Source organism: Collimonas sp. GW821-FHT02H07 (genome assembly GCF_059421505.1).
Genome location: NZ_JBWKVC010000010.1, coordinates 64,455 through 83,923, shown reverse-complemented (window position 1 = coordinate 83,923; position 19,469 = coordinate 64,455). Strand labels below are relative to the sequence as shown.

Here is a 19,469-nt window from a genome sequence, read left to right as displayed (position 1 = left end):
GGTGCTGTTAATAATACTTTAAAGAGTATTTCTATGGCGCACCTTATTTTTGCTGAGACCACAGCCAGTGTTTCCGAGTTAAAAAAAGACCCGATGGGAACTGTCGCTGCCGGCGAAGGATTCCCAGTGGCGATCTTGAACCGGAACCAGCCTGCCTTCTATTGCGTTCCGGCAAAGGCCTATGAGGCGTTGATGAACAAGCTGGAAGACATGGAGCTGAATGCCATGGCGGACGCGCGCGTTGGGCAAGCTGTCATCAAGGTCAAGCTGGATGAACTTTGAGCTCGCGTTTCTTGAAGAAGCGCTGAAGGAGTGGCGCAGGCTCGACTCGGGCACCCGTGAGCAATTCAAGAAGAAGCTGGAAGAGCGATTGCTGAGTCCGCATGTGCCGTCGGCGCAACTTTCCGGTTCTCGCAATCGCTACAAAATCAAGCTGCGCCAAGCCGGTTACCGTCTCGTTTACGAAGTGCGCGACAAGCAGCTGATCGTGCTGGTCGTGGCGGTGGGCAAGCGTGAACGCAATGCCGCGTACAAGGCCGCTGAAAGACGTTAGGGAGCTTGTGTTCCCTAAGGTCTGCCACAGTCAGTGCGCTTAATTTTTATTCAGGATGCTCAAGGCAACCGCTTCCGCCACCCGGATCCCATCAATCGCCGCCGACATGATGCCGCCGGCATAACCCGCGCCTTCGCCTGCCGGGAACAAACCGGTGGTATTCAAGCTTTGCAGGCTGTCGTCGTGGCGCTTGATGCGGATCGGCGATGAAGTACGGGTTTCGACGCCGGTCAGCACCGCATCATTCATGGCGAAGCCGCGTATCTGCTTATCGAAAGCCGGCAAGGCTTCGCGGATGGCGGCGATTGCGTAATCCGGCAGCGACGTACTCAGGTCGCCCAGCAGCACGCCCGGCTTGTAGGATGGAATCACCGAACCAAGCGTGGTCGAGGCGCGGCCGGCGATAAAGTCGCCTACCAGCTGGCCCGGCGCATCGTAAGTGCCGCCGCCTAGTTCAAACGCGCGCGATTCCCATCGCTGCTGGAAGGCGATCCCGGCCAGCGGATGGCCCGGATAATCGGCCGGCGTGATGCCGACCACGATGCCGCTGTTGGCATTGCGCTCGTTGCGCGAGTACTGGCTCATGCCGTTGGTCACTACACGTCCTGGTTCCGAGGTGGCCGCCACCACGGTGCCGCCCGGGCACATGCAGAAACTGTAGACCGCGCGGCCGCGGGCTTGATCGGATTCGCAATGATGCACCAGCTTGTAGTCGGCGGCGCCGAGAATCGGATGGCCGGCGCTCGGGCCGAAACGGCAGCGGTCGATCAGCGATTGCGGATGCTCGATGCGGAAGCCGAGCGAGAACGGCTTGGCTTCGATATACACGCCGCGGTCGTACAGCATCTGGAAAGTATCGCGCGCGCTGTGGCCGATCGCCAGCACCACGTGGTCGGTGACGATGGTCTCGCCGCTGGCCAGCACCACGGCCTGCACCTGGCCCTGGCCGTTTTCTGACTTGATGGCGATGTCTTCCACTTTTTGCTGGAAACGGAATTCGCCGCCCAGCGCCTCGATGGTGGCGCGCATCTGCTCGACCATCTTGACCAGGCGGAAGGTGCCGATATGCGGCTTGCTGACGTACATGATTTCTTCCGGCGCGTCGGCCTTGACGAATTCGGTCAGCACCTTGCGGCCGTAATGCTTTGGATCCTTGATCTGGGTCCACAGCTTGCCGTCGGAAAAGGTGCCGGCGCCGCCTTCGCCGAACTGCACATTGGATTCCGGCTGCAGTTCGCGTTTGCGCCACAAGCCCCAGGTGTCCTTGGTGCGTTCGCGCACTGCCTTGCCGCGTTCCAGGATGATCGGATTGAAGCCCATCTGCGCCAGGATCAGTCCGGCAAACAGGCCGCAGGGCCCGGTGCCGATGACTACCGGCCGCGATTTCAGCTGGCCGGGGGCTTGCGCTACGAAGCGGTAATTGGTGTCAGGCGTGGCCATCACGTTGCGATCGCCGGCGCGCCGTTTGAGGACGGCGCTCTCATCCTTGAGTTCGACATCCACCGTGTAAGTCAGGATCACCGCGGTTTTTTTACGGGCATCGTAACTGCGCCGGAAAATTGTGTAACCGAGCATTTCCTCCGCGGCGATGCCCAGCCGCTCCAGGATCGCGGCATGCAGGGCGTCTTCAGGATGGTCCAGGGGTAGTTGTACTTCGTTCAATCGCAACATGGGTAATCCGGGAAGTCAGGTGGGGACAGGTCGCAAGCTTGGCCTGGCACGGCCAAGGCGCTATCCCGCACATATTTTTATAAAACGACAATGCCGTCTGGCAGGCCGTCATTTTACCTTAGGGGGCGGTGCTACGGCAGTCCGCAAGGTATTTCCACGCTTTCAAAGCGTGTATCTTTTGGAAACACAAAATTACAAGTGGGCCCGTGTTTATGACCTATATTTAATCGTCGTCCGACGTTTTCAAACAGATCAAGGAGGTCCCCAATGAAGATCAAATCGATATTATGCGTGAGCGCCCTGGCCCTGGGCGCCGGATTCATGGCGCCGATGACGCAGGCCCAGGCCCAGGCGTATGTGAATGTCCGGATCGGACAGCCGCCGCCGCCACGCTATGAGGTGGTGCCGGCGCCGCGCCGCGGTTTTGTCTGGGCGCCGGGATACTGGCGCTGGAACGGCCGCCGCCATGAGTGGGTCGGCGGCAGCTGGATCAGGGCTCGGCCGGGCTATCGCTACGTGCCGCCAAGCTGGGTCAGAGGCCCGCGCGGCGATTGGCAGATGCGGCCATATCGCTGGGATCGCTAAGTTGCCGCAGGGGCGCCTCAGGGCGCCCTTTTGACTGTGCCTGCGACATTCCGGTGCTGCCTTTTTAGTAAAAACCGTGCCGGATCGAGCGCCGCTGCCAGATCGGCCTCGATCGGCAAAGGTTCGCCCTCAAGTTGCGCCGCCAGCAACTCTGCCGCCAGCGGCGCCCAGATCAATCCCCGCGACGCGTAGCCGAGCAGGCTGTACAGGCCGGGAAAGCGCGGCAGGTCTTTCAGTTTCGCCTCGCGCACGCTGCACGGCCCGCTTCTGTCCGGCATAGCGCCGACCAGGGGCAAACGGTCGCTGGCGACACAGCGGAAGCCGACCCTCCCGGCTAGCGGCAAATCGCCGGCGAACCAGCCCGGCAGCATGTTGGCCAGTCGCGCCAGATTGTCGTCCTGGCTGTCTTGCCGCAGCGCCTGGTCGTTATCTTCGTCGTAAGAAGCGCCGACGCTGCAGATATTTCCGCTGGGCGGGGTCAGGTAGGCTTCGCCGCAAATGACCGGCGCTATGGATGGCGCCAGGCTGGCGTCGAGATGGGTGATCTGCCCGCGCACGGCGGCAAGGGGCAAGTCTTCCGCTTGCGGGAAAGCGAGCGCGTCGCAGCCGTTGGCTAGTATCAGTATAGGCGCGCGGGCAATTTCGATGCCGCCTTCAGCGCGCACCACCCAGCGCTGCTGCTCATACTCAAATCTTTCGACTCGCTGTCCGAAAAGAATGCGCAGGCTGGCGCCGCAGTCGTCCAGCATGGCCCGGCACAAGCTGCGCGGCTGTACCCAGCCGCCGGCCGGGAAGTGCCAAGCGCCATGGCTGACCGCAGTGCCTGCCAGGCGGGTGGCCGCGGCCTGATCCAGCCATTCCGCAAAATCGCCTGGATAGCGCCAGTGGCTTGCCAGCTGTTGCTGTGCGCCGGCGTGCTGGGCGTCGCGGGCGATTTGCAGGACGCCGCAGGCGGCGCCGGTGAACGCGTTGCCGATGCCGCCCAGCTGGCGCCAGACGTGCCGGGCGAACAGGTAGGCGCTGCGGCTGAGGCGTGAGCTTGGGTTGTCGTCGCGCGACAGCAGGGGCATGAAAATGCCGGCGGCGTTGCCCGAGGCTTCCTGTGCTATTTCGGCGTGGCGCTCGATCAGGGTGACGCGCCAGCCGCGCCGCACCAGCCGCTGGCAGGCGGCGCTGCCGGCCAGTCCGGCGCCGATCACGATGGCATGGCGTTCTGTCAAGGGCGGTGTGCTTGCGAACGGCGACCTGGGCGTAAAGCGCGGCGCAAATTGCGCGCGCAAGGCGTCTTCCTCGAAGACGAATCCCGCTTGCTGCAGCGCCGTCCGTTGCGCTTCAAACGGTGCGGCGCCAGGGCTGGAAATGGCGAGGCTGGCTTGCCTGGCAGCCAGCCTGCCTAGCGTGTTGAACATGGGCAGCGGCCATTCCAGCCAGCCATGCCCTCGCAAGTGGAAGGCATCGACGCTGGCCACTATCTGCCGCAGGCAGGCGGCGCTGTCGCCAGACATCAGCGTCAGCACCAGCTGGCCATCCTGCAGGAAGATCCGGTGAAACCCCGGGACCGCCGGCGGCCATGCGGCGCAAAGTTCGGCCGTCAGAGCCTGCCACTGCGGCGCTTGTTCCAGCGTCCGGCGCAAGGCATGCAGGGCAGTCATGGCCGGCGCCAGCGCCAGGTAATGCAGCTGCCGCGGACGGTTGGCATCGTTGCGCCAGGCTAGCCAGGTCGCAAAAAACTGTGCACCGTCGCCAAAGTCGCTATCCAGCAGCACGTAGCGATCCCGCCCTTGCCAGCGGCTGGGATCTGTCGGCAATGCTGAGACTGGATGATGGAGAAGCAAGATGGCAAGAAATTGGTGGTCAATGCGCGATTATAGGCAGTATCGAGCGCGCGGCGGTCAGTGTAAAGCTGGCGCTTGATCTATATCAAAGCGCTCGCCGGCCCGGCCCGCTACGCTGTGGCGATGGATACAGCCAATCGCCGGAGCCGCTACATGTTAACTTCCCAAGAGACGATAGCCGCCGCGGCGCCGCCGGCTGCGCTGGCGTTTGAACCTGCATTGCTCAGCAGGATGAACCAGCTCGGACCGCGTTACACCTCCTATCCGACGGCAGACAGGTTCTCCGTGGAGTTCGACGCCGAGGCCTATCATCAGGCAGTCTCGGAGCGGCATGCGATGGGTGCGCGGCATGCCTTGTCGCTGTACCTGCACATTCCGTTTTGCGATACGGTGTGCTACTACTGCGCCTGCAATAAAGTGGTGAGCAAGAATCTGAGCAAGGCCGCACTCTACCTGACTTATCTGAAACGCGAAATTTCGATGCAGGCCGCCTTGTTTGACGGCATGAACCAGGTGGAGCAGCTGCATTTCGGCGGCGGCACCCCAACCTATCTCAGCGACCGCCAGATGAGCGAACTGATGGCGCACCTGCAGCGGCATTTCCAGTTCGCGCCCGACCAGCTGGGCGAGTATTCGATAGAAGTCGATCCGCGGACCGTCACGCCGAAGCGCATCGTCACGCTGCGCCGCCAGGGCTTCAACCGGCTCAGCCTGGGCGTGCAGGATTTCGATCCGGCGGTGCAGAAGGCGGTGAACCGGATACAGGCCGAAGAAGACACGCTGCGCATCATCGACGCCGCCCGCTTTGCCGGTTTCCGCTCAGTCGGCATCGATCTGATCTATGGCTTGCCCAAGCAGAGCCTGGCATCCATCGCGCAAACGCTGGACAAGGTGATCGCGGCGTCGCCGGACCGCATCGCTATCTACAATTATGCCCACATGCCGCACCTGTTCAAGCCGCAAAGGCGGATCGCCGACAGCGACCTGCCGACGCCGGCAGAAAAAATCGACATGCTGTTCCTGTGCATCCAGCGCCTGACCGAAGCCGGCTACGTGTATATCGGCATGGATCACTTTGCCAGGCCAGGCGACGATCTGGCGATTGCGCAGCGGCAGGGACGCTTGCACCGCAATTTCCAAGGCTATTCGACCCATGCCGAGTCCGATCTGGTGGCATGCGGCGTATCGGCGATCAGCGCTGTCGGCGCCAGCTACAGCCAGAATGAAAAGACGCTGGAAGCCTACTACCTGCGGCTCGATCGGCAGGAACTGCCGATTGCGCGCGGCATCAGGCTGAACCTGGACGATTTGCTGCGGCGCTTGATCATCCAGCGCCTGATGTGTCATTTCGAACTGTCGCTGGCGTCGATCGAGATCGCGCATCCGGTCCGGTTTGCCGAATATTTCGCCGCCGAGCTGCTTCAATTGCGGCAGCTGGAAGCCGACGGTTTGCTGACCCTCGATGAGGAATGGATCAGCGTGACCACGAAAGGGCGTTTGCTGATCCGTAATATCTGCATGGTGTTCGACCGCTATCTGGATCCGCACAGAACGCCGCTGCGCTATTCAAAAACCATCTGAGGCCAGGCCTTCAGCAGGCGTCGGCGCCAGTCGCCAGCGCTTTCAGCATCGGCAAATCGGTCAGTTCGATTTCCCTGTTGCTGACTTTCAGCAGGCGGTCCTTCTTGAGCTTGGACAGCAGGCGGCTGATGCTTTCGATCGTCAGGCCGAGATAGTTGCCGATGTCTTCGCGCGTCATGCGCAGCTGGAAGCTGGTCGGCGAATAGCCGCGCGCCGCATAGCGCGACGACAGGTTGACCAGGAAGGCCGCAAAGCGTTGCTCCGCGCGCATATTGCCGAGCAACAGGATGACGCTTTGCTCGCGCGTGATTTCCTTGCTCATGATGCGATGAAAATGCCGCAGCAGGGTCGGGATCTCGCCGAACAGTTCTTCCAGCCGCGCGAATGGAATTTCGCAGACTTCACTATCTTCCAAGGCTACCGCGTCGCATTGATGGGTGTCGGTGCTGATCGCATCCATGCCGAGCAATTCGCCGGTCATCTGAAAACCGGTGATCTGCCGCGCGCCGTCAGGATTGGTTTGCGAGGTCTTGAACTGGCCGACCCGCACCGCATACAGGGAAACGAACTTGTCGCCGATGCGATACAGGCTGGCTTCGCGCGATACGCGGCGGCGGCCGATAATGCCGTCCAGCTTTTGCATCTCAGGCTCATCGAGCCCCATAGGCAGGCACAGCTGATGCATGCTGCAAGACGAGCAACTGGTGCGCAGGGCGCGGACATCCAGCAGCGGCGCTGCACGGAGTGGAGCATGATTCATGGCGGGATCCGATGGAGGGCGTGGCGGTGCAACTTGCCAAGATCACTCATTCTACCGCCATGTACCCGGCTACGGCTGCAATCCTGCTGCAATTGCGCGCCGCTCAATTGACGATGGCGGCGGCGCTGGTGGGCATGCCGGAAAAATCGGTCCAGCAATGACGCCGGAAATCGTACAGCTTGCAGCGCCGCGCGGTATCAAAATACCAGCGCCAGGAGAATTTCTGGATCACGATGCGCAAGGGCAGCATGGTTTCGAGAATCTGCTGCGCTTCCTGCAGGCGATACAGCGGGATGCTCATGTCGACGTGGTGCGCGGTATGTTCCATGATGTGATGCAAGAGCGCGCCGATACGGTAGCGGAACGTCAGGTGCACGGTGGTGGAGACAAACGGCTGCGCCGCCGCCCACACGGTTTTCTGGTCATACCAGGCGACCCCGGTGTGGGTGTGATGCACGTACACGACAAAACCGATCATGGCATTCCAGAACAGCAAAGGCAGCACAAAACCGGCCAGCAAGGTCAGCCATAGCGGCTGCGCGGTGGCCAGCGCAGCTGCAGCCAGCAGGGCAATCCACAGCAACGCCGCCGCCGTGACCAGGATGCCGTCCCAGACGAATGCCGGACGCCGGGTCGGCATGGTGCGGCGGCTCGGAAAGTACATGCGCTGCCACCACATTTCCACCAGATAGTAGAGCCAGGGCGCCCAGCCGCTGCGGTAGACGCGTTCCAGCCACTGACGCCGGCGCGGCAGCGCCTGAAATTCCTCCAGCGACAGCGGATGCCAGACAAAGTCGAAACCCTTCAGGTTGGTATAGCCGTGATGAACGACGTTATGGCCCACATCCCACAGGCTGTAAGGCGTCAGCGAAGGCAGGAACAGCAGGCGGCCGAGCCAGCGGTTGAGGCGCCGGTGCGATGTAAAGCTTTGATGGCAGGCGTCGTGGCCGAGTATGAACAAGCGGCCGATGATGAAGCCGGCGACTGCGCCGAGCAGCAATTTCGCGGCGGCATTCCGCAGCCAGACTGTGGCCAAGATAGCCGCCGAAAACAAGATCAGATCAAGCAGCACCAATGCCAGCGCACGACCGGTATCGCGTTGCGCAATCGGCAGCAGCCAGGAGCGGATCACTTTGCGATGCGGCATGGCCGCCGACGGTGATACCGGCTCTGGCAAGTGAGAGGAATTCATGTGGCAAACCTTTGAGATAGAGATAACGCCGGCTGATCTTAGAAGACTTGAAACTGCCTGGCGTTGATTTCGATCAAAGATTATGCAGATTGCAGGGCCGGTTCCGCCTGGACGCGGCTTGCGGCAGGCAATGGCATGGCAAGGTGAGCACCGCCGGACTTCAGTAAAGCCGCTTCACCGTATAGCCGCGCTGCTGCAGGATCGCCAGCACGCTGTTTGGCCCGACCAGATGCAGCATGCCGATGGCGACGAAGGGATCGGTTGCCGAGGCTGTCAGTTTTGCGATGCCGTCGGCCAAACCGGGATTCCTGCCGTCGAGCAGGGAGCGCTGCATGAATTTGCTGGCAAAGCTGTCTTCGGCATTCATTTCCGCCAGCATCGCGGCCAGGCCGTCGAGATCGCCGTTGCGCCACAAATTGACGAGGTCCAGGGAGCGCCGCGCCTTGGCCGGATCCTGTATCTCATCGACGCTATCCTGCAGGAACTGGACCTGTTCGGCGAGCGACAGATTGCCCAGCAACGCCAGTTGCGCATCGGCGGTTTCCAGCTCGACCAGGCGTTTGTTGCCGCTTTTCGCCAGGCTGGCGAGCGTGCCGTCGACCCCGTATTGCGACAGATAACCCTGGCTGGCGTATTCACTGATGCCGAGCATGGTGGCGATCAGCCATGGTTTCAGGCCGGCTATCTGCTCCGGCGCCATCTTGTATTTATCCAGCAGCGCGGCCAGTTGTTTTTGCAGCTTCGGCGGCAAGTCTTTCTGGTGCGGTTTGCCATCCAGGTAGAAACCGTATTTTTTCATCAGCGGAATCATGGCCTGGGTATTGCCAGGATCGATTTCCAGCGCCAGGCAGCACGATTGTTGCAGAGCTTGCAATACTTTCGCATCCATCGGATAGAAGTCCGCCTTGCCGACGTGGATGGTGCCGAATACATAGGCGCTGCGGCCGTCGCGCTGTATCTGGAACATGGCGCCGCCCTGGCGGACCGCGGCAGACGGCTGCAGGGAAGCGCCGGCGAGGACGTCCTGGGCGAAAAGCGGCGGCGCGCTCGCCAGCAAAGCTCCCAGGCCCAGGGGCAGCATCAGGCGGCGCAGGCGGTTCCCCTGCAAGGGCTGCAGCAGCTGCGCGAGTAATGTCACTATAATCTGACGAAACACATGTTCCCCTTTGGTTAACGATTTCAACGATTTTAATTCCGGATAAATCACCGGCGCACATCATGGTAATGGATACACGCAGGAAAAAGCCAAGGGGGAAAAATAATACGGCGCTCTGGCTGTTCGACCTGGACAATACCCTGCACAACGCTTCGCATGCGATTTTTCCGGCGATCCACGTCAACATGAACGCCTTCATGGCGCGCACCCTTGGCAGCAACGGCGTCGATGCCGACGTCGCCACCGTCAACGCCACCCGCGAAAACTACTGGCGGCGCTATGGCGCAACCTTGCTGGGCATGGTAAAACACCATCAGGTGCGGCCCGAGGACTTTCTGCGCGAAGCCCATCGCTTCGACGATTTGCTGGGGATGATCAGGGCCGAGCGCGGCCTGATCAATCTGCTCAAGCGGCTGCCGGGCCGCAAGATCCTGCTGACCAATGCGCCGCTGGGCTATTCCGGCGACGTCATGCGCCACCTGCGCCTGCAGCGCTGTTTCGGCAAGCATATTTCGATCGAATCCATGCATGTGCACCGCCAGTTGCGGCCCAAGCCGTCGCGCCTCCTGTTGCGGCAGCTGATGGCGCGCGAGAAGGTGCCGGCGCGGCGCTGCATCCTGGTGGAGGATACCATCGCCAATCTCCGGGCCGCCAAGCGGGTCGGCATGCGCACTGCATGGGTGACGCAGTACCTGAAGGACCAGTCAAATACGATAAAGCGCCCCAATTACGTCGATGTCAAAGTAAAATCCGTCCGTCAGCTGAGCAAGAATCTGCACCGTTTGCGTTGAAGCCCCGATAGCGGCTGGATGCCGGCTTCAACCCTGCGGCCGGTTCAGCCTCAGTTTTCCTTATCTCCATCATTACTAAAATAAAAAACCATGGCTACTACCAAACCAGGCGAGCGTAAACTACAAATCCTTCAGACCCTGGCGGTCATGCTGGAACAACCCAAAGGGGAAAAGATCACCACGGCCGCGCTGGCCGCCAGGATCGCGGTATCCGAGGCAGCTCTGTACCGGCATTTCGCCAGCAAGGCGCAAATGTTCGAAGGCTTGATCGAATTTATCGAGACCACCGTCTTCGGCCTGGTCAACCAGATTACCGAACAGCAGGAAAAGGGACTGCACCAGGCGCAGGCGATTACCTTGATGCTGTTGAATTTTGCCGAGCGCAATCCGGGCATGACGCGGGTCATGATCGGCGACGCGCTGGTGAATGAGGACGAGCGCCTGCAACTGCGCATGAACCAGTTCGTCGACCGTATCGAACTGGCGCTCAAGCAGGCGCTGCGCACCGCCGCCGCACAAGGCGAGGCGAATGAGGCGGAAACCGCGATGCGCGCCAATATCCTGACCAGTTTCGTGCTGGGCCGCTGGCAGCGTTTCGCCAAGAGCCGTTTCCAGCACAAGCCAGGCGCCGACGCCGCCCAGCAGGTCGCGCTGATGCTGGTTTGATTTTTTTGCTACCATCGCTGGCGCGGTGGTACTGTCTAGGTCGACAGACCCTGGCGCCGCCCGCCATGGCAGGCCGCACGCCGTACAACTCAATGGAGCAGATCAGATGAAAAAAGCATGGTTGGGGACCACCGTTTCCGCAGCATTGGCAATCACCCTGGCCGCGGGCAGCGGCGGCGCATTTGCCCAGATCAAGGTCGGCGTGAGCGTTTCCGCCACCGGTCCGGCGGCGTCGCTGGGCATCCCGGAGAAGAATACCTTCGCCTTGCTGCCCAAGGAAATCGCCGGCCAGAAGGTGCAGTACATCGTGCTGGACGACGCCACCGACAGCACCACCGCGGTAAAAAATGCACGCAAGCTGATCAGCGAAGAAAAGGTCGACCTGCTGATCGGCTCGACCGCCGTGCCCGGTTCGCTGGCGATGAGCGATGTCGCCGCCGAATCCGGCACGCCGATGATTTCGATGGCGGCTTCTGCATCGCTGATCGAACCGGTCGACGCCAAGCGCCGCTGGATATTCAAGACGCCGCAGAATGATTCGCACATGGCGACCGCGATCATCGCCCACATGGCCGACGCCGGCGTCAAGAGCGTGGCCTTCATCGGTTTTTCGGATGCTTACGGCGAAGGCTGGTACCGCGAGTTTTCCAAGCTGGCCGAGCTGCGCAAGATCAAGATCGTCGCCAACGAGCGTTTCGCTCGCCCCGATACGTCGGTCACCGGCCAGGTCTTGAAAATCGTCAGCGCCAATCCGGACGCCGTGCTGATCGCCGGCGCCGGCACGCCTGCCGCCTTGCCGCAAAAGACTTTGAAAGAACGCGGCTACAAAGGCAAGATCTACCAGACCCACGGCGTCGCCAACAATGACTTTTTGCGTGTCTGCGGCAAGGATTGCGAAGGCACTTTCCTACCGGCCGGACCCTTGCTGGTGGCGGAACAGCTGCCCGACAGCAATCCGGTCAAGAAGTCGGCCATGGCCTACCGCAGCGCCTATGAAAAAGCCTATGGCGCCGGCAGCATTTCCACTTTCGGCGGCCATGCCTGGGATGCCGGCATGCTGCTGGGTGCGGCTGCGCCTGAAGCGCTCAAGAAAGCCCAGCCCGGCAGCAAGGAATTCCGCGCCGCGCTGCGCGACAGCATCGAAGCCATCAAGAACCTGCCGGTCTCGCAGGGCATCGTTAACATGAGCCCGGCCGACCACGTCGGTTTCGACCAGCGCGCCCGCGTGATGGTGGAAATCGTCAACGGCAAATGGAAACTGCTGGGCGCCGCGCAATAACGCTGCATAGAAAACGCTGTATAGAAAAAACATGGATCTCTCAATCGCCGCCATCCTGGCCCAGGATGGCATCACCAGCGGCGCGGTATATGCGCTGCTGGCCCTGGCGCTGGTGCTGGTGTTTTCAGTGACCCGCGTCATCTTTATCCCGCAGGGCGAGTTCGTGGCTTTCGGCGCCTTGACGCTGGCGGCCATCCAGGCCGATAAGTTTCCTTTGTCGGCGACCCTGCTGGTGGCGCTTGGCGTATTGAGCTTCGCGCAGGAAGCGGTGATGCTGCTGATCGGCCGCCATGGCGAAAGCGGTGCGGCGCTGATCCGCCGCATCAGCCTGGCTTCGCTGAAATTCATCCTGCTGCCTTTGGCGATCTTTGGCGTCGCCCGGCTGTACGGCCACGCAGCGCTGGCCATGCCCTTGCAGGTCTTGCTGACGCTGGCGATCGTGGTGCCGATGGGACCGATGGTCTATCGGCTGGCGTTCCAGCCGCTGGCGGAGGCCAGCACCCTGGTGCTGCTGATCGTGTCGGTAGCGGTGCACTATGCCTTGATCGGCATCGGCCTGCTGATGTTCGGCGCCGAAGGGTCGCGCACCACCTCGTTTTCCGATGCGCGTTTCGAGATCGGCGGCTTGACCGTTTCCGGCCAGAGTTGCGTGATCATCGTCGTCTCGCTGCTGCTGATCGTTGCGCTCTATCTCTACTTTGAGCGTACCTTGTCCGGCAAGGCGCTGCGCGCTACAGCCGTCAATCGCCTCGGCGCGCGGCTGGTCGGCATCGGCACCACGCAGGCGGGGCGGCTGGCGTTTACGCTGGCTGCCGCGCTGGGCGCCTTGTGCGGCATCCTGATCGCGCCGCTGACCACCATCTACTACGACAGCGGCTTCCTGATCGGCCTGAAAGGCTTTGTCGGCGCCATCATCGGCGGCCTCGGCAGCTACCCGATCGCGGCCGCCGGCGCTGTGCTGGTGGGTTTGCTGGAATCGTATTCTTCATTCTGGGCCAGCGCCTTCAAGGAAGTGATCGTATTCACCCTGATCATCCCGGTGCTGCTGTGGCGTTCCCTGACCAGCAAGCAGATCGACGAGGGGGATCAGTGATGCCGCGCTTCGCTCTCGTGAAACTGCCGTTCATCGCGTTCGCGGCGATCCTGCTGTTGCTGCCGATATTGCCGACGCCGGAGTTCTGGATCACGCTGGCCAACTATATCGGCCTGTATGCGATCGTGGCGCTGGGGCTGGTGCTGCTGACCGGCATCGGCGGCCTGACTTCCTTCGGCCAGGCCGCTTTTGTCGGCCTTGGCGCTTATTCCACCGCCTACCTCAGTACGCAATTCGGGCTGTCGCCCTGGATCGGCCTGCTGGCCGGCCTGGGCGTGACGACGCTGGCGGCCCTGGCGATCGGCGGCATTACCATGCGCTTGTCCGGACACTACCTGCCGCTGGGCACGATTGCCTGGGCGCTGTCGCTGTATTTTTTGTTCGGCAACCTGGAGTTCCTGGGCAAGTACGACGGCTTGAACGGCATCCCCGCCGTCAAGCTGTTCGGCATCGAGCTCGACAACGGCCGCAAGATGTTTTACCTGATCTGGGCGATCCTGCTGCTGGCGCTCGCGGGCTTGCAAAATCTCTTGAACTCGCGCTCCGGCCGCGCCATCCGGGCGCTCAACGGCGGCGGCGTGATGGCGGAAGCGATGGGCGTCAATACCGCCTGGATCAAGGTGCTGATCTTTGTGCTGGCGGCCTTGCTGGCCAGCGTCTCGGGCTGGCTGTATGCGCATCTGCAGCGTTCGGTGAGTCCGACGCCGTTCGGCCTGAACGCCGGCATCGAATACCTGTTCATGGCGGTGGTCGGCGGCGCGGGCTATGTGTGGGGTGCGATCCTGGGATCGGCCTTGCTGACTGTGCTGAAGGATCAGTTGCAATCGTGGCTGCCGAAACTGCTGGGCGCCAACGGCAATTTCGAGACTATCGTCTTCGGCATCCTGATGGTGTTGCTGCTGCAGCGCGCGCGCGACGGCCTGTGGCCGTATCTGCGCAAACTGGTTCCTGCCGGCGTGAAAGCAAGAGCGCCTGAATCCGCGGCTGCGCTGCCGATGCGGGCCAAGCATGCCGGTGCCGGTGCAGTGCTGGAGATCGATCACGCGCGCAAGGAATTCGGCGGGCTGGTAGCCGTGAACGACATGAGCTTCAGCGTCGGCGCGGGACAGATCGTCGGCCTGATCGGTCCCAATGGCGCCGGCAAATCGACCATGTTCAACCTGGTGACCGGGGTCTTGCCTTTGACCGGCGGCGTGATCAGGTTCCGTACGCAGCAGGGCTTGCAGCCGATCTCGGGCTTGCCTTCGCGCCGGATCGTCGCGCGCGGGATTGCCCGCACCTTCCAGCATGTACGCCTGATGGGCAGCATGTCGGTGCTGGAGAACGTGGCGATAGGCGCGCACCTGCGCGGTACGCACCAGGATGTCAGCGGCATTGCCGCCAGCCTGCTGCGGCTGAACCGGGCGGAAGAACAGAGCTTGCTGTTTGAGGCCAGGACCCAGCTTGAGCGCGTCGGTCTCGGACATTTATTGTATGAAGAGGCCGGCAGCCTGGCGCTGGGCCAGCAGCGCATCCTGGAAATCGCCCGCGCCTTATGCTGCGATCCCAGCTTGCTGCTGCTCGACGAACCGGCCGCGGGTTTGCGTTATCAGGAAAAACTGGCGCTCGCCGATTTGCTGCGCAAGCTGAGGGCCGAAGGGATGAGCATTTTGCTGGTGGAACACGATATGGATTTTGTCATGAACCTGACCGACCGGCTGGTGGTGATGGAATTCGGCAGCAAGATCGCCGAAGGCTTGCCGGCCGAGATCCAGCAAGACCCGGCCGTGCTGGAAGCTTATCTGGGAGGCATCGATGCGTAACGCGGTCGCCAATCCGGTGCTGGAAGTGAGCGACCTGCACGTCGCCTATGGCAAGGTGGAAGCCTTGCATGGCGCCAGCCTGCAGGTCGGCGCCGGCCAGATCGTGACCGTGATTGGCCCCAACGGCGCCGGCAAGTCGACCATGCTGAACGCGATCGCCGGCGCCATGCCAGCCAACGGCAGCATGCGCGGCACGGTGCGTTTGCTGGGCCAGGATACCGCCGGCGTGGCGATCGAAGCACGGGTCGCGCGCGGCATGTGCCTGGTGCCGGAAAAGCGCGAGCTGTTCGCCAGCATGACGGTGCAGGACAATCTGCTGCTCGGCAGCTATCGGCGCTACCAGGCAGGGGAGAGCGGCTACGCCGACCAGATGGCGGTGGTGTACGAGCTGTTTCCGCGCTTGCAGGAGAGGCGCCGCCAGCAGGCCGGCAGCCTGTCCGGCGGTGAACGGCAGATGCTGGCGCTGGGACGGGCCTTGATGGCGAAGCCGCAACTGCTGATGCTGGATGAGCCCAGCCTCGGCCTGGCGCCGCTCATCGTCAAGGAAATTTTCCACATCATCGTGCGCCTCAAGCAGACCGGCGTGGCGATCCTGCTGGTTGAGCAAAATGCCCGCGCAGCCTTGCAGGCGGCCGATTACGCCTATGTGCTGGAAACCGGCGACATGGCCATGCAAGGACCGGCAACCGAACTGGCGCATGATCCCAAGGTCATCGATACCTATCTGGGACTGGCGAAGAAAACCAGTTGATGTTGCGGATGCCGGATCGGGGCGGTTTGTGCGACGCCGCAAATTATGTGATAAATTCTTGGCTCGGTTAAGCGATTGACCGAGACGTTCTCAGGGCGGGGTGCGATTCCCCACCGGCGGTAATTGCGTGCAATGCGCATAGCCCGCGAGCGCTTGTCGTTGCGGTTGCAGCGGCAAGGTCAGCAGACCCGGTGTGATCCCGGGGCCGACGGTATAGTCCGGATAAAGAGAGAACAGGTTGCACCGTGCTGTCAGCATTGATAAGGGTCCTGCTGCCTGTCGCCCAGGCGACGGCAGCGCTATTGCCATTGGCATGATCTGTGGCGTGATCTTTATCGGCGCCTGACAAGTGCGCGCTTCCTTTCGATCCAACACGCCCTGTTTTTATCATTTAAACAGGAGAGTCTTCTAATGCAACAACAACAGCAACAGCAACACGCCAAAACCCCCGGCACAGCCAACGAACGCATTGCTTTCATCCAGGCCGGCTGGCACCGCGAGATTGTCGATCAATGCCGCATCGCCTTCATTGCGGAAATCGCCAAAGCCGGCTACAGCGAACAAGACATCGATTTCTTCGAAGTCGCCGGCACCTTTGAGATTCCCTTGCATGCCAAGCTGCTGGCCAACAGCGGCCGCTACGCCGCGGTCGTGGCCACCGCGCTGGTGGTGGACGGCGGCATCTATCGCCATGAATTCGTCGCTCACGCGGTGATCGACGGGCTGATGCAGGTGCAGCTGGAAACCGGCGTGCCAGTGTTGTCGGCGGTGCTGACTCCGCACCATTTCCACGGCGGCGAAGAACATCGCAAGTATTTCTTCGAGCATTTCCTGGTGAAGGGGGCGGAAGCGGCGCGCGCCTGCGCCGACACCATCCAGAAGCTGCGCACGCTGAAGGCCATGCAGGCGGTCGGCGCAGTGCGCACCTTGCATAGCGCTTAAAGGCTGCTCCGCTGTCGCCTGCCGTTGTCTCGGCCGGCGACAGCGCGCATCGATATCCGATCAGATGTTGTCTTCGACCAGCGGCGTGGTGGAGCCCCTGGCGAGCGTCATGCGGGTGCGCTTCAGCAAGGGTTGCGCCGGCGCGCTGCCGTCGCCGGCCAGCGGCTTGACCTTGTTGAACACCACGACCATGCTGTCGCTGGTGATGGTGGCCGTGGCGTAGCCCTGGGCATCGTGGTCGACATAGGCAAAGTCGGGATTGAAGTGTTTCAGCAGGCTGTCGAAAGTCTGCGGCGTCTGCACCAGTGCGCCCAGCAGCGGATTGACGACAGCGGCGCCGGACTTGATGTAGTTGTAGAAGGACTGGCTGCTGATGCCGGCCGTCAGGAAATCCACCAGCACCGGCGGACTGTTCAGGTCGCCGGGATTGGCGCGCACCACGCCGCACTGGAAAGCGTGCAGGTCGCCGGTGATGGCCACCACGTTCTGGATGTTTTGCGTATGCAGGTAAGACAGCAGTTCCGCCTTGTGGCTGGGGAAGCCGTCCCATGAGTCGCAATTGATCACGTACAGCTGGTTGTAAGGCGGCGGAATGCCCAGCGCCGGCGGCGTCAGGTCGGCCCACATGCGGCTCAGCATGATTTCATTGCCCCATACCTTCCAGGTCGCATCCGAATTTTTCAGAGTGTCTTTCCACCATTGCGTTTGCGTCGGGCCGAGTATCGACGGCGCGCGTCCCAGCCTGGCGCTTTCCTGCGCTTCCATCTGCAGCAAGAGCGGCTGCGGCACAAAGTAGCGCGAACCGATCGAATCGTCGCCGTTGACTGGATCATGGCCCAGCTGCTGCGCCACCGATTGTTCGCTGACGATGTGGTCGTCGCGGTACAGGCGCTCGTCGGTCATCACCAGGTGCACCAGTTTGCCGAAGCGGAAATCGCGATAGATGCGGATGTTCTGGTAGCTGCTGTTGTTGAGGTCGAAGGAGAGGTCGCCGAAATCGATAGGCGTATATTCCGCCCAGGCCTGGGTTGCGCTGCGGCGGCGCGCGGTCTGCTGCTTGTTTTCATTGGTGTAGACCTGATGGTCTTGCCAGCAATCGTCGGAGAATTCGTGATCGTCCCAGATCGCGATGACCGGGAATTGATGATGGATGCTCTGCAGGCGCGCATCGGTCTTGTAGGTGCGGTACAGGGTGCGGTAGTCGTTGAGTGTATTGGCGTAGACGCCGCTGCCCGGATGCGCCAGGCCGTCCGGCAGCTTGATCGTGCCGTGCGCCGGTTCTGCGCCGCCGGTCTGGAACGAGGCACCCACGGTTTCATAGATGTAGTCGCCGACGTGCACCACGAAATCCAGGCTTTCCTGCGCCAGCAAGGACATTGCCTGCCAGTGGTTGACCGACCAGTCCTGGCAGGTGAACCAGGCAAAGCGCACCTGGCTGTTGCTGCTGCCGGCGAGCGGCGCGGTCTTGGTCTGGGCGGTGACGCTGACGTCGCTGCCGGCGGTAAACCGGTAGTAATAGACGGTGTCGGGAGTGAGCTGCGTGACCTTGGCGCGTACCGTGAAATCGTAGTCGGCGCTGGCGCTCAGGTTGACTTGCGTCGTGAAGGTCGAGAAATCCGGCCTGGTGGAGACATCCAGGCGGACATCGATGGCGTCGGCAATGGCGCTGTTGTTGCGCACCACCCGCCCCCAGAATACGACGCTGCTATCCTTCGGGTCGCCGGAGGCAATCCCCTGCGGAAAGGCGAACATTCCCGGACTGCCGCCGCCGATATCGGCGCTGCCGCCGCAAGCGCTGAGTATTCCCGATGTTGCTGCTACTACCGTGAAAAATGCCGAGCCTTTCAAAAACTGTCTGCGCTTCATTGCTTTATCTCCTGCTTATAGTTATGTGATGTTTATCGCAGCATTTGATGACACGATAACAAGACGTAATTTAAAGCAACGGAGTGAGTTGCAGGAAGGAAAAACCGGCAATCCGAGGGTTGTTACTAATCATCAATCCGGTAATTGCATAAACGCCGGTTCGCGGGCAGTTCCCCGCAATGCGTGCTCAGGGATGTTGCGCGCCGCACACCGGGCAGCCGGCATCGCGGGCGACGCCGATGCGGGTCCACTCCATGCTGCGCGCATCCAGCATCAGCAGGACGCCCGCCAGGGAGGCGCCGATGCCGGCAATCAGCTTGAGCGCTTCGGCCGCCTGCATGCTGCCGATGATGCCGACCAGCGGTGCAAACACGCCCATGGTGGAGCAGGCCACTTCTTCAAATGCGCGGTCCGGCGGAAACAGGCAGGCGTAGCAGGGCGATGTCTCGGAGCGCGGATCGAAGACGCTGATCTGGCCGTCGAACTGGATCGCCGCGCCCGACACCAGCGGTACTTTCAAAGCGACGCAGGCACGGTTGATGGCTTGGCGGGTGGCGAAGTTGTCGCTGCAGTCGATCACCACATCGGCATCGCTTATCAACTGCTGCAGGCGCGCCTGATCCGCGCGTTCGGGCAGGGCGATGATGTCGATTTCCGGATTGATCTGCGCCATGGCGGTCTTGCCGGAACTGACCTTGGCCTGGCCGACGCGGTCGCTGGTATGCAGGATCTGCCGCTGCAGGTTGGTGAGGTCGACCGTGTCGTTATCCACCAGCGTAATGCGGCCAACGCCGGCCGACGCCAGGTACATCGCCGCCGGCGAGCCGAGACCGCCGGCGCCGACGATGAGCGCATGCGCCGCCAGGAATTTCTCCTGGCCGGCGATATCGATATCGTCCAGCAGGATGTGGCGTGAATAGCGGAGTAATTGCTGGTCGTTCATAAG

General features: G+C 61.7%; 18 protein-coding genes and 1 riboswitch. Of the genes, 11 read left to right on the top strand and 7 right to left on the bottom strand.

Annotated features, from left to right (window positions below):
• Positions 1-33: 33 nt before the first annotated feature.
• Positions 34-282 carry a type II toxin-antitoxin system Phd/YefM family antitoxin gene (locus AC07V8_RS16375; RefSeq protein WP_494679716.1) on the top strand — a complete coding sequence of 83 codons (249 nt, stop codon included), beginning with the start codon at positions 34-36 and terminating at the stop codon, positions 280-282.
• Entirely contained in the window at positions 272-553 is a 282-nt protein-coding gene (locus AC07V8_RS16370; RefSeq protein WP_494679648.1) for a type II toxin-antitoxin system RelE family toxin, read from the top strand. The genes AC07V8_RS16375 and AC07V8_RS16370 overlap by 11 nt, the downstream gene beginning before the upstream one ends.
• 39 nt (positions 554-592) lie before the next feature.
• Here AC07V8_RS16370 and AC07V8_RS16365 read toward each other — a convergent pair whose 3' ends face one another.
• Positions 593-2,224, bottom strand: a complete 1,632-nt coding sequence (locus AC07V8_RS16365; RefSeq protein ID WP_494679649.1) for an NAD(P)/FAD-dependent oxidoreductase — start codon at positions 2,222-2,224, stop codon at positions 593-595.
• A 267-nt stretch (positions 2,225-2,491) separates the two neighbouring features.
• Here AC07V8_RS16365 and AC07V8_RS16360 point away from each other — a divergent pair, with 267 nt between their 5' ends.
• Complete coding sequence (locus AC07V8_RS16360; protein ID WP_494679650.1) at positions 2,492-2,809, top strand: YXWGXW repeat-containing protein; 318 nt, start codon at positions 2,492-2,494, stop codon at positions 2,807-2,809.
• A 17-nt stretch (positions 2,810-2,826) separates the two neighbouring features.
• Here the strand turns inward: AC07V8_RS16360 and mnmC1 are convergent, their stop codons facing one another.
• Entirely contained in the window at positions 2,827-4,617 is a 1,791-nt protein-coding gene (gene mnmC1 / locus AC07V8_RS16355) for an FAD-dependent 5-carboxymethylaminomethyl-2-thiouridine(34) oxidoreductase MnmC1 (protein ID WP_494679651.1), read from the bottom strand.
• A 180-nt stretch (positions 4,618-4,797) separates the two neighbouring features.
• Between mnmC1 and hemN the strand changes: the two genes are divergently transcribed.
• Entirely contained in the window at positions 4,798-6,225 is a 1,428-nt protein-coding gene (hemN, locus tag AC07V8_RS16350; protein ID WP_494679652.1) for an oxygen-independent coproporphyrinogen III oxidase, read from the top strand.
• A 10-nt stretch (positions 6,226-6,235) separates the two neighbouring features.
• On the opposite strand, the gene fnr is transcribed toward hemN, so the two are convergent.
• From fnr to AC07V8_RS16335, 3 genes are all read right to left on the bottom strand, one after another.
• Positions 6,236-6,985 (bottom strand): fumarate/nitrate reduction transcriptional regulator Fnr, encoded by a 750-nt coding sequence (gene fnr / locus AC07V8_RS16345; protein WP_494679653.1) that lies wholly within the window; start codon positions 6,983-6,985, stop codon positions 6,236-6,238.
• A 103-nt stretch (positions 6,986-7,088) separates the two neighbouring features.
• Entirely contained in the window at positions 7,089-8,177 is a 1,089-nt protein-coding gene (locus tag AC07V8_RS16340) for a fatty acid desaturase (protein ID WP_494679654.1), read from the bottom strand.
• 160 nt (positions 8,178-8,337) lie between these two features.
• Positions 8,338-9,315: a TraB/GumN family protein gene (locus tag AC07V8_RS16335; RefSeq protein ID WP_494679655.1), complete on the bottom strand. Its 978-nt coding sequence runs from the start codon at positions 9,313-9,315 to the stop codon at positions 8,338-8,340.
• A gap of 80 nt (positions 9,316-9,395) precedes the next feature.
• Here AC07V8_RS16335 and AC07V8_RS16330 point away from each other — a divergent pair, with 80 nt between their 5' ends.
• From AC07V8_RS16330 to AC07V8_RS16300, 7 genes are all read left to right on the top strand, one after another.
• Positions 9,396-10,124 (top strand): pyrimidine 5'-nucleotidase, encoded by a 729-nt coding sequence (locus AC07V8_RS16330; protein ID WP_494679656.1) that lies wholly within the window; start codon positions 9,396-9,398, stop codon positions 10,122-10,124.
• 90 nt (positions 10,125-10,214) lie between these two features.
• Positions 10,215-10,790: a nucleoid occlusion factor SlmA gene (slmA, locus tag AC07V8_RS16325; RefSeq protein WP_494679657.1), complete on the top strand. Its 576-nt coding sequence runs from the start codon at positions 10,215-10,217 to the stop codon at positions 10,788-10,790.
• Between the two features lie 106 nt (positions 10,791-10,896).
• The gene (locus AC07V8_RS16320; RefSeq protein ID WP_494679658.1) at positions 10,897-12,069 is read left to right on the top strand and encodes an ABC transporter substrate-binding protein; all 1,173 of its coding nucleotides are present in this window, start codon (positions 10,897-10,899) and stop codon (positions 12,067-12,069) included.
• A gap of 31 nt (positions 12,070-12,100) precedes the next feature.
• Positions 12,101-13,162, top strand: coding sequence for a branched-chain amino acid ABC transporter permease (locus AC07V8_RS16315; protein WP_494679659.1), 1,062 nt, complete (start codon positions 12,101-12,103; stop codon positions 13,160-13,162).
• Positions 13,162-14,964, top strand: coding sequence for a branched-chain amino acid ABC transporter ATP-binding protein/permease (locus AC07V8_RS16310; protein ID WP_494679660.1), 1,803 nt, complete (start codon positions 13,162-13,164; stop codon positions 14,962-14,964). Before AC07V8_RS16315 ends, AC07V8_RS16310 begins: the two co-directional genes overlap by 1 nt.
• Positions 14,957-15,715 carry an ABC transporter ATP-binding protein gene (locus AC07V8_RS16305; RefSeq protein ID WP_494679661.1) on the top strand — a complete coding sequence of 253 codons (759 nt, stop codon included), beginning with the start codon at positions 14,957-14,959 and terminating at the stop codon, positions 15,713-15,715. Before AC07V8_RS16310 ends, AC07V8_RS16305 begins: the two co-directional genes overlap by 8 nt.
• A gap of 82 nt (positions 15,716-15,797) precedes the next feature.
• Positions 15,798-15,954: riboswitch (FMN riboswitch) on the top strand.
• A 172-nt stretch (positions 15,955-16,126) separates the two neighbouring features.
• Complete coding sequence (locus AC07V8_RS16300) at positions 16,127-16,657, top strand: 6,7-dimethyl-8-ribityllumazine synthase (protein ID WP_494679662.1); 531 nt, start codon at positions 16,127-16,129, stop codon at positions 16,655-16,657.
• A gap of 60 nt (positions 16,658-16,717) precedes the next feature.
• Here AC07V8_RS16300 and AC07V8_RS16295 read toward each other — a convergent pair whose 3' ends face one another.
• A complete protein-coding gene (locus tag AC07V8_RS16295; protein WP_494679663.1) occupies positions 16,718-18,523 on the bottom strand; it encodes an alkaline phosphatase D family protein in 1,806 nt (601 codons plus the stop codon).
• A 187-nt stretch (positions 18,524-18,710) separates the two neighbouring features.
• A complete protein-coding gene (locus AC07V8_RS16290; RefSeq protein WP_494679664.1) occupies positions 18,711-19,466 on the bottom strand; it encodes a HesA/MoeB/ThiF family protein in 756 nt (251 codons plus the stop codon).
• Positions 19,467-19,469 lie beyond the last annotated feature (3 nt).